Here is a 10,528-nt window from a genome sequence, read left to right on the forward strand (position 1 = left end):
CCCCTTCCCCGAAGTCTGGACGGAGCGGACCCGAGGGCAGGAGACACGTGGACGGGCGTCGAGCGGTCGAGCAGCGGGCGCCGGACTCCGCCGAGCCGCAGTCCCGGTCCCGGTCTCGATCGCAGGCTTCGGCCCCGCCGCCCGAGGGCCGGCGCGATGCGTACGCCCGTGTCTCCGTCCGTGCGCTGCCGCCGCTGCTGATCGTCGCGGGCGTCCTCTACGACCTCCTCACCCCGCAGTACTTCACCGCCGCCCCCTTCCTCTCGGCGGCCCCGCTCGTCGCCGCCCCCTTCCTGTCGCTCGGCGTCACCGTGTGGACGGGCGTCGCGGCGACGGCGGCCATGGTCCTGGTGACCGTGCGGTTCGCCGTCGACGCGAGCGGGATCACCGAGGTCGCCACCGTGGCCACCGTCGCCTGCCTCGCCGTCGTCATCAACCGGCTCGTGAGCTCGAACAACGCCCGGCTGGCCTCCGCGCACGCGATCGCCGAGGCCGCCCAGCGCGCCGTCCTGCCCGAGCCGGCCGCGCGCATCGGCGGGCTCGACCTCGCCGCGCGGTACGTGGCGGCGCAGACCGACGCCCTCATCGGCGGCGACCTGTACGCCGTGCAGGACACCCCGCACGGCGTACGCCTCATCGTGGGGGACGTACGGGGCAAGGGGATGGGCGCGGTCGCCGGCGTGGCCGTCGCCATCGGGGCCTTCCGGGAGGCCGCCGAGCAGGAGGCCACCCTGGAAGGGGTGGCCCAGCGGCTGGAACGGGCGCTGATGCGCGAGGGCGTCCGGCGCAGCACCGTCGAGGTCTTCGAGGGCTTCATCACCGCCGTGCTCGCCGAGATCCCGCGCGACGGCTGCGGCGTACGGCTCGTCAACCGCGGCCATCCCGGGCCGCTCCTCCTGCACGGCGACGGGAGCGTCCGCACGCTCGCCGCGGCGGAACCCGCGCTGCCGCTCGGGATGGGCGACCTGGCGGCCTGGCCCGACCGCGCCCAGGAGGAGGAGTTCCCGCGCGGGGCCATGCTGCTCTTCCACACCGACGGGCTGTCCGAGGCCCGGGACGAGCAGGGTGTCTTCTTCGACCCCGCGCGGCAGCTGTCCGGACGGGTCTTCACCGGGCCGCAGGACCTGCTCACCGACCTGGTGGCCGAGGTCGAGCGGTACACCGGGGGCGGGGCGGCGGACGACATGGCCCTGCTCGCCGTGCGGCGGCCGTGAGGGTGCCGGGCGTGCCCCTGCGGGGCCCATGTCACCCCCAGTAGCCGAATGGCATCCCAGTGCACAGCAACTGATGCACCGTCAAGAAAAATGGTGCCCGCGAAATCCGATCGACTCGCCCGGTTTGAACCTCTCATGTCCCGTACGTCCAGGCCGGGAGCCTTAACGATCATCGGGAACGGCTTGGAATCAGGTGCCCGGGTCTATTAACGTTCGATAACGCAGCGCGGTCGTCCCAGCCGTCACAAGAGACGGCTCCGTGCGCACGCGCCGAATCCCGCAAGGGAACCGGGGAACCACCTACATGGGGTGAATCGCGTGTCTTTCGCGGTGGAGAACACCGCGGTTGACGCGCGTAGGAGACCTTCCTGCTCCGAACCCGTCAGCTAACCCGGTAGGCGAGAAGGAAGGAAAGGAGCGCGCCCACGTGGCGTCCAACCGGCCTGCCCCCATGCCCACGTTCGTACCGGACGAGGTGACGGGGGAGACCTCGGGTGACAAGAAGCCCGACACCTACACCTTCGCCTACGGCGCACGCAAGGACGACGAGACCTTCGAGGTCTGGAACCCCAGCGCGGACACCGTTCTTCCCGTCCGCGGCCGCCACCGCGTCTCCAAGCAGCGCGGCGGCGGACTCGCCCGCAGCTCCACGGTCCTGGGCGTCGGTGTCATAGCCGCCGTCGGCGCGGGCGGCATGGCCTCCGCGCAGCCCGGCAAGGCGCCGGTGTCGATCTCGATCCCCGACCTGCCGAACGTCGGCTCGCTGATCTCCGACGACGAAGAGGCCCCCGAGGGTCCCAGCACGCCGCTCACCGCCGTCGGCCTCACCACCGCCGACGCCGAGCAGGGCAACGCGGACGCCGGCGAGGCGCTGCGCGCCCGCATCATGCTCCAGGCCGAGCTCCAGCAGGACCAGGTCGACCGCGAGGCGCAGCAGGCCGCGGAGACCGCCGCCGCGAAGAAGGCCGCCGAGGCCGCCGCCAAGGAGCGGGAAGAGGCGAAGGCCAAGGCCGCCGCCGCGGAGAAGAAGAAAAAGGAAGAGGCCGCGGCGAAGGCGGAGGCCAAGCGCCTCGCCGAACTCGCCAAGCAGTACACGCTGCCCACCTCCTCGTACACGATCACGTCGACCTTCGGGCAGGCCGGCTCGCTGTGGTCCTCCGGCCAGCACACCGGTCTGGACTTCGCCGCACCCACGGGTACCCCGCTCAAGGCGATCCACAGCGGCACGATCACGGAGGCCGGCTGGAGCGGGTCGTACGGCTACCGCACGGTCCTCACGCTCGACGACGGCACGGAGCTCTGGTACGCCCACCAGTCGTCGATCGGCGTCAGCGTCGGGCAGAAGGTCAGCACGGGCGACGTCATCGGCCGCGTGGGTGCGACCGGCAACGTCACCGGGGCGCACCTGCACCTGGAGGTCCACACCAGCGGCGGCAGCGGGATCGACCCGATGGCCTGGCTGCGGGGGAACGGGCTCACTCCGTAGGTTCGCGGGTACGGACGCGGACGGGCGCTCGCGGTCGGAGCGTCCTCGTGCCCGATATGGCCCTGTGTGCGGAATATGGCCGTTCGTCACCGCCGTTGTTCCTCGTATGACTTCTCTGCGCACACTGGGCTCCTCCGACCTCCAGGTCTTCCCGCTGGCCCTCGGGGGCAACGTCTTCGGCTGGACCGCCGACCGGGCCGAATCCTTCGCCGTCCTCGACGCGTACACCGCTGCCGGGGGCAACTTCGTGGACACCGCCGACACGTACTCGTCCTGGGCGCCGGGCAACGAGGGCGGCGAGTCCGAGACCGTCATCGGCGAGTGGCTGGCCGCGCGCCGCAACCGCGCCGACGTCCTGATCGCGACGAAGGCAGGCGCCCATCCCCGGTTCAAAGGGCTGGCCCCCGCCACCGTCAAGGCCGCCGCCGAGGAGTCGCTGCGCCGGCTGGGGACGGACCACATCGATCTCTACTACACGCACTACGACGACCCGTCCGTGCCGGTCGAGGAGATCCTCGGGGCCCTGGACGAGCTCGTGCGCGCCGGCACGGTGCGGGCGGTCGCCGCGTCCAACATCACGCCCGAGCGGCTCCAGGAGTCCCTGGACGCCTCCGACCGCGAGGGCCTCGCGCGGTACGTGGCGCTGCAGGCCCAGTACAGCCTCGTCTCCCGTGACACCTACGAGGGCCCGCTGCAGGAGGTCGCCTCGCGGGGCGGTCTGGCCGGCATCCCCTACTACGGGCTCGCCTCGGGCTTCCTGACCGGCAAGTACCGGCCCGGTGCCGAGGTCGACAGCGCCCGGGCCGGATCGGCGGGCAGGCACCTGGAGTCGGCGCGCGGGCAGCGGGTGCTGGCCGCGCTCGACGAGGTCGCCCAGGAGCGGGGGGCCGAGATCGCGACCGTGGCCCTGGCCTGGCTGGCGTCCCGCCCCACCGTCGGCGTACCGCTCGCGAGCGCCCGCACGGTGGCGCAACTGCCCGCGCTGCTGGCGGTGGCGGACCTGGAACTCACGGACACGGACCTCACGAAGCTGACGCTCGCGTCCGAGTGAGGAGACGCTTTTGAGGGGCGCGGGGAACCGCGCGACCGGCCACGGGCGGCCCGCGCCGGGCCTGAAGTGTCAGGAGCGGTACGGGTTGTATGCCGGGGAGCCCTGCGGGTACCCGTACCCCGGCCAGGGCGACGGCGCCGGGGGCGGGGCCGTCGCCCTGGCCGCGTACGCCAGCGCGGGCCGCGCCGGCTCGCGGCGCGCCCACAGCTCCTCCAGCAACTCCCGCTCCCGCACGGCGAAGTCCGCCCCCGCACGGCCGCGCCGCCCCCGGTGCCGCAGGAACGCCAGCGACGTCGCGTACGCCTCGTACTCCGCGACCGCCCGGCCCGCGTCCCGTCCGCCGTGGTGGGTGGCGTACTGCCGGGCCAGCCGCCTGGCCCTCATCGAGCCCAGCACGAACGGCTCCGGCGCGGTCAGCCAGCCGGCGACCGCGTACGACGGCAGCTCCTCGCGGACCGTGCCCAGTTCGCGCTGGCGGGTCCAGACCGCGAGCCACGTCAGCAGCCCGAACACGGGGACCATGAAGACCGCGTACACCGCGAAGAACCCGTACTCGCCGAACGACGACGAGCCGTTCCACATCGCGTGCATCCCCATCGCCAGCAGCAGCCCCACGACGGGCAGCAGCACGCGGCGCAGCTGCTGGCGCTCCGCCGAGAGCGCCGCGATGCCGAAACCGATGCCCGTCAGCACCGTGAACAGCGGGTGAGCGAACGGCGACATGATCACCCGTACGAAGAAGGTCGCCGCCGTGACGGAGAAGATGCCGGTGTCGCCGGTCAGCTGGTCCGTGCCGAACGCCGTGCCCAGGTAGAGGATGTTCTCGGTGAACGCGAAACCGGTCGCCGTGACGCCCGCTATCACCACGCCGTCCACGATCCCCGTGAAGTCCCGTCTGCGGAACAGGAACACGAGCAGGACCGCCGCCGCCTTCGCCGACTCCTCGACGACCGGCGCTATCACCGTCGCGCCGAGGGTGTCCGCGTGGGACGGGTCCGCGGTGGCCGTCGCTATCCACCGCGTCGCGAAACTGTTCGCGACGATGGCGATCAGCGCGGCCGCGCAGGCGCCCCAGGCGAAGGAGAAGAGGAGGTTCCGCCAGGGGCCCGGATCGACCCGGTCCAGCCAGCGGAACGCGGCGACGAGCAGGGGGACGGGCAGGACGGCGAGGCCGAGGCCCACCAGGAAGCCCTCCGTGCCGGTCTGCCTGCGCACCAGCAGCAGGATGACCAGGCCGGAGAGGGTGAGCAGGGTGCTCAGCGCGGCGTAGCGCACCCAGGTGCGCTGCCACCAGCGGGCGTGCCGACGGTCGCCTCCGGCGCGGTGGCCGGGGGGTGTCGGGAACGGGGGGCTGGTGGCCATGACAAAAACCCTAACGAGGTCGGGGCGTGGCCCGCGAGAGCGCCCCGTCGGGGCGCCGCTCAGGTGTCCGTGCGCTTGTCGCTGTTCGTGCTTGCGTTCGCATCAAGCGGTACGCGGCGGAACAGGAGATCGTTCACCACGTGGCCCTTGTCCAGGCCCTGGCCCTCGAAGCGGGTGCGGGGGCGGAAGTCCGGGCGGGGCGCGTAGCCGCTGCCGGCGCCGTTCACGGGTTGGGTGTTCTCGAAGTCCGGGTGCGCGGTCAGGACGTCGAGCATGACCTCGGCGTACGGTTCCCAGTCCGTCGCGCAGTGCAGCAGGGCGCCGGGGCGCATGCAGGAGGCCGCCAGGGTGAGGAACTCCGGCTGGATCAGGCGCCGCTTGTGGTGGCGCTTCTTGGGCCAGGGGTCCGGGAAGTAGACGCGCAGGCCGTCGAGGCTGTGCGGGGCGAGCATCTCGCGGAGCAGGATGATGGCGTCGCCGTTGGCCACGCGGACGTTGGTCAGGCCGGCCTGGTCCGCGAGGTTCAGCAGGTTGCCCTGGCCCGGGGTGTGGACGTCCACGGCGAGGATGCCGGTGCCGGGGTCGGCGGCGGCCATGCGGGCGGTCGCCTCGCCCATGCCGAAGCCGATCTCCAGGACGACCGGGATGTCCGCCCCGAACAGGGCGGGGAGGTCGAGGACGCGCTTGCCGTCGATGTCCAGGCCCCACTTGGGCCACAGCCGTTGCAGCGCGTCCTCCTGGCCGGGGGTCACCCGGCTGCGGCGGGGCTGGAAGCCCCGTCCCCCGGTCCCCGATACTGCCCTGCACCACTGACAACCCCCTTAAACCACCAACCGGTACGGCGGAGACCGGCTACGGGGCTTTTGCTTCCCAGGGCACGGGGACGTGTTTTAGGGGCGCGGGGAACTGCGCGACCAGCCACGACGTGCCCGCACCCTCCGACGGCGCGCGCCGCGCAGACGCGAAGAGGGCTCAGAACCTAGGCCGGGGCCATGAGCAACGGCCGCGCCCGCTCCCGCAGCTCCACGACCCGCGGCTCGTCCCCGTACGGCTCCAGCCGGTGCAGGAGGTCCTTCACGTACTCGGTGGTGCGCGCCGACGAGATCCGCCCGGCGACCTCCACCGCCCGCACCCCCTGCTCGCACGCCGCGTCGAGGTTGCCCGATTCCAGTTCGGCGACCGCCGACACCACGAGGCGCAGGCCGTGGGAGCGGACGAACTCCTCCGTCGGCCTGGACAGGGCCTGCTCGGTGAAGCGGCGCACCTGGCGCGGGGCCTTCAGGTCGCGGTAGCACTCCGCCGCGTCGGCCGCGAAGCGGTCGTACGAGTAGAAGCCGAGCCAGGACGGGTCCTGGTCGCCCTCGCGGGCCCGCTCCAGCCAGCCCTCGGCGGCCTTCAGGGCGCCGCCGGCCGCGTGGGCGTCGCCCGCGCGCGCGTGGGCCCGGGCCTCGACCAGGCGGAAGAAGCTCATCGTGCGGGCGGTGGCCAGGCCCCGGTTGCGTTCGAGGGCGGCCTGCGCGAGGTCCACGCCCTCGTCGCCGAAGCCGCGGTAGGTCGCCTGGAGGGACATGGAGGCCAGGACGTAGCCCCCGAGCGGTACGTCGGCCGCCGCGCGCGCGAGGCGCAGGGCCTGGATGTAGTAGCGCTGGGCGGCTTCCTGCTGGCCGGTGTCGAAGGCCATCCAGCCCGCCAGGCGCGTGAGTTCGGCGCTGGCCCCGAACAGGGCCCGGCCCACCTCGTCCGAGTACGAGGCGAGGAGCAGCGGCGCCGCCTCGACCCGTAAGCACTCCGGGACCATGGACGAACGCCAGTCGCCGCCGCCGTACTTGGAGTCCCAGCGCCGGGCGTCCTCGGCGGCCTCCCGCAGTTTCACCACGTCGCTGTGGCCGACTTTCAGCGGCGCCCCGGAGCCCTCGATCGGGCTCGCGTCCCGTGCCACCGAGCTGTCGGCCGGTGTTATCAGCCACCGCGAGGCGGGAGTGGCGTACGCGCTCACCGCGAAGGAGCCGGCGAGCGACTGCCAGATGCCGCCGGAGCCGGCCCGGCGCCCCGCGAGATCGAGGCGGTAGAGGTCGGTCGCCGAGCGCACGGCCTGTCCCACGTCGCGCGGGAAGGCGAGGCCCACCTCGGGCGCGGGGTCCGCGTCCGCCAGGCCGATCTCGTGCAGCGGCACCGGGCGGCCGAGCTTCTGGCCGATGGCGGCGGCGATGAGGTGCGGCGCGGCGCCCTGCGGCACCATGCCCTTGGACACCCAGCGCGCCACCGACGTTTTGTCGTAGCGAAGTGTCAACCCGCGTTGGGCGCCGAGGTCGTTGACGCGACGCGCGAGTCCTGCGTTGCTGATTCCCGCGAGGGCGAGAACGGCGCCGAGTTTCTCGTTCGGCCCGCGTTGCTCCCTGGACATGCGCCACCCCTCGACACAGACGGCTGCCGCGCGGGTGTCGCCCTGCGGCAGTTCGTGCTCAGTCCTCCCGGGCGGCCGGTCCCTGGAATCCCACCCGCACGAGCACGTGGCTGAGCCCTCAGGAATATGCCTCCCGCGAAAACACAGGCAAACACAGGGTAGTTCGCCGCATCCCAAGCGTTAAGGGGCATTGTTCCGGATGGCGGGAATGTGGTCCGGCGGTGAGCACGGAGCGTCGTACCGTGCTCCCGGTGTGTGGCAGTGCGCCCGTCCGTGCGCTCTTCTCCGGCCACCGGGGGAGCGCTTCGATGGACGGTGCGTGGGTCGGCCCGCTGTACTGGATCCAGTGGGCTGGGGGACACCGCCGCCTACATCCCCGCGGGCGGCGGACCGGTCCGGGAGGCGGCATCCGCCTCCCGGACTGTGCATTGCGCACAGCCTGTACGGAGCGTGTGCAAAGCTGTCTGTCCATCACCGATTTGGCTGAATATCGCCCCTGCCTTCCGCAGCCGAAAACCGCGTCTACCACGGTACTTAAGGGCGCGTTGGGTGTTTTGGGGGAGCGTTTCGGGGGCGCATTCACGTCGTAGCCCGCATCGCCCCCCACGGGGCAATTCCTCGCGATCGCCTTTTCCCGTGCGTGAGTTCACCGCGGAGAGGGCATCTCCCCAGGGGCGCACCGGGGGAGCGCAAGCGGACCCGCGGGCCCTCCGGCGCGCTCGCTTCGTGGCAGCATGGGACCGGTTCGTGCGGTGCCCTGGTTGTCCACAGCCTGTGGAGGCGGCGATGCGGTGGTTGGTGGGATGGAGCAGTACCGCCGCTCGTGCGCGCGAGATCGGTTCGGCGGGCGCGACCGGCAGCGACGGGGAGACGGTGCACCCGGTCGGCTCCCAGCTCCTGTGGGGCGACCCCGACCCGCTCTGGGCGGTCGGCGACTGGCGCCCCGACGAGGTGCGCGTCGTCAAGGCCGACGAGCAGAACCGCATCGTGGTGCTCGGCACCTGCGGGGCCTCCGACGAGGAACTGCGCCTGGGCCTGGTCGCCGCGCGCGGCGGGGCACTGCGGCACCTGACGGCCTGGTCAGGCAGTTACACGGCCGTCGTCCAGGTGGGCCGCCGCGTCATGGTCTGCGGCGATCTCGCGGGTGTGCGGCCCGTGTTCTACACCCCGTGGGCGAGCGGTACGGCCTACGCCACCGCCGCCCTGCCCCTCGCCGATCTCATCGAGGCCAACCTCGACTTCGGGCACCTGGCCGCCCTGCTCGCCGCCCCCGACGTACCGGCCGCCCTGCACGACTCGACCCCGTACGAGGGAGTGCGGCGCATCCCGCCCGGCCACGCGCTGATCCTGCGCGCCGGTGCACGGGAGATCGCCGGGTACGAGCCGGTGGCCTCGCTCGCCGTCGCGGCACCCACCGCCGACGCCGACAGCGCGGTGGACGGCGTCCGGGACGCCCTGGTGGAGGCCGTCCGCGCGCGGCTCGCCGCCCCCCGGCACGTACCGGGAGCCGACATGGACCCGGGACCCGTCCCCGGCATGGGGCCCGCCGAGCGGCGCGCCGCCCGCGGCATGCCCGTGCCCGGCATCGGCGCCGACCTCTCCGGAGGACCCGCCTCCGGCACGCTCGCCCTGCTCGCCGCCGGTCTGCCCGGCGCCCCCGGCACCGTCCTCGGGCACGGCACGGGCGCCGGCGAGCGCCTCCTCGCGGTCACCTTCAACGACCTGGCGGTCAGGGGCCGGGAGGCCGAGCTGGAACGGGCGGGGACCCTCGCCGCCAACCCGCGGCTGCACCACGTGGTCGTGGCCGGCGGCGAAGAGACCCTCCCGTACGCCGAGCTGGAGGGCCCGCTCACCGACGAACCGGGCCCGTCCCTGGTGACCGCCGCGCGCCACCGCGCCCGCCTGGCCGCCGGCAGCGCGGACCACTTCACGGGGTACGGCGCCCGGCAGGTCCTGGACGCGCACCCCGCCCGCCTCGCCGACCTGCTCATGGACCGCAAGCGGCGCCATCTCGTGCGCCCCGTCGCGGCCTTGACCAAGGCCGACGGCTCCGTCATGGTCCCCGCGCGCGTGTACGGAGCGGCGCGCAAGCTGTCCCGTACGCCGTACCTGACCGGCGTCGAAGGGCTGGCCGACCGGCTGCTGCGCAAGCGGTTCGAGGAGCCGGAAGGGGCCGCGGGGGCCTCCCTCGCCGCCCTCACCTGGGCCAGACCCGGCCCCGCCGCGCGCTGGCTGACCGGCGAGGCCCTTGCTGAAGTATCGGTTCGCCTGACGGGCACGAGCAGCCGCGCGGGCATCGGCCCCGGTCAGCGGCCGGGCGACTTCCGGGCCCGTTCGGCGCTCGCCCGGCACGCCGCGGACCTCCGCATCCTCGAACAGGCCGCCGAGGTCCGCTTCCAGCGCCTGCACGCCCCCTTCCTCGACAACCAGGTCGTCCGCGCCTGCGGTGCCCTGCCCGAGGCGCTGCGCGTCCAGCCCGGTGCGCGGGCCGCGATCCTGCGCACGGTCCTCGAAGGCGCCGGCGTCACCGATCTGCCGCCCGGCTGGGGCGCCCCCTCGCACGCGTCCTCGAACGCCGCCGCGCGTACGGGGCTGCGGGTCGCCGTGGACGAACTGGTGGCCCTCTTCGACACGCCGCTGCTGGCCCAGGCGGGCCTGGTCGAGGCGCGCGTCGTCCGCAAGGCCCTCCGGGCGGCGGCCGAGGGCGAGCCCCTCCCCCTGGAGGGCCTCGCGGACCTGGTCTCCCTCGAACTGTGGCTCCGGCGGCTGCTGGACCGCCGGGGGACGTGCTGGACGGGTACGCCTGCGCGGCAGCGGGCCGTGCCGGCCGGGATCCGGCCGCAGCGGGGGGCGTTGGGGGCGGCGCCCACGCACTCCCGCCACTGACCTCGGCGGTCAGCCCCGGGTTCTGTCCGGCTTTCGTCTGCGGGCCCGGTGGGGGCTGATCGCGCAGTTCCCCGCGCCCCTTAAAGGGGCGCGGGGAACTGCGCAACGGGGTCTGGGGCGGAGCC

Annotated in this window: 6 protein-coding genes, 1 pseudogene and 1 riboswitch; of the genes and pseudogenes, 4 read left to right on the top strand and 3 right to left on the bottom strand. The window is 73.4% G+C overall.

All coding sequences use genetic code 11. The features are described 5' to 3' along the window. The first annotated feature begins 47 nt into the window (after nucleotides 1-47). From FGF04_RS19835 to FGF04_RS19845, 3 genes are all read left to right on the top strand, one after another. Nucleotides 48-1,214: a PP2C family protein-serine/threonine phosphatase gene (locus FGF04_RS19835; RefSeq protein WP_149512637.1), complete on the top strand. Its 1,167-nt coding sequence runs from the start codon at nucleotides 48-50 to the stop codon at nucleotides 1,212-1,214. Nucleotides 1,215-1,472: 258 nt separating this feature from the next. Beyond that, nucleotides 1,473-1,630: riboswitch (cyclic di-AMP (ydaO/yuaA leader) on the top strand. An 11-nt stretch (nucleotides 1,631-1,641) separates the two neighbouring features. Then, complete coding sequence (locus FGF04_RS19840; protein ID WP_149512638.1) at nucleotides 1,642-2,700, top strand: M23 family metallopeptidase; 1,059 nt, start codon at nucleotides 1,642-1,644, stop codon at nucleotides 2,698-2,700. A gap of 106 nt (nucleotides 2,701-2,806) precedes the next feature. Beyond that, nucleotides 2,807-3,751, top strand: a complete 945-nt coding sequence (locus tag FGF04_RS19845) for an aldo/keto reductase (protein ID WP_149512639.1) — start codon at nucleotides 2,807-2,809, stop codon at nucleotides 3,749-3,751. Nucleotides 3,752-3,820: 69 nt separating this feature from the next. On the opposite strand, the gene FGF04_RS19850 is transcribed toward FGF04_RS19845, so the two are convergent. The 3 genes and pseudogenes from FGF04_RS19850 to FGF04_RS19860 form a co-directional block, all read right to left on the bottom strand. Then, nucleotides 3,821-5,113, bottom strand: coding sequence for a PrsW family intramembrane metalloprotease (locus tag FGF04_RS19850; RefSeq protein ID WP_149512640.1), 1,293 nt, complete (start codon nucleotides 5,111-5,113; stop codon nucleotides 3,821-3,823). A gap of 59 nt (nucleotides 5,114-5,172) precedes the next feature. Continuing rightward, a pseudogene (gene trmB / locus FGF04_RS19855) lies at nucleotides 5,173-5,892 on the bottom strand (tRNA (guanosine(46)-N7)-methyltransferase TrmB); the annotation flags it as partial. 200 nt (nucleotides 5,893-6,092) lie between these two features. Beyond that, a complete protein-coding gene (locus FGF04_RS19860) occupies nucleotides 6,093-7,517 on the bottom strand; it encodes an MFS transporter (protein ID WP_149512642.1) in 1,425 nt (474 codons plus the stop codon). A gap of 786 nt (nucleotides 7,518-8,303) precedes the next feature. On the opposite strand from FGF04_RS19860, the gene FGF04_RS19865 reads away from it, so the two are divergent. Further along, nucleotides 8,304-10,403, top strand: a complete 2,100-nt coding sequence (locus FGF04_RS19865; protein ID WP_149512643.1) for an asparagine synthase-related protein — start codon at nucleotides 8,304-8,306, stop codon at nucleotides 10,401-10,403. Nucleotides 10,404-10,528: the final 125 nt, after the last annotated feature.

Origin of the sequence: Streptomyces apricus, assembly GCF_008369065.1 — a bacterium.
Lineage (GTDB): Bacteria > Actinomycetota > Actinomycetes > Streptomycetales > Streptomycetaceae > Streptomyces > Streptomyces apricus.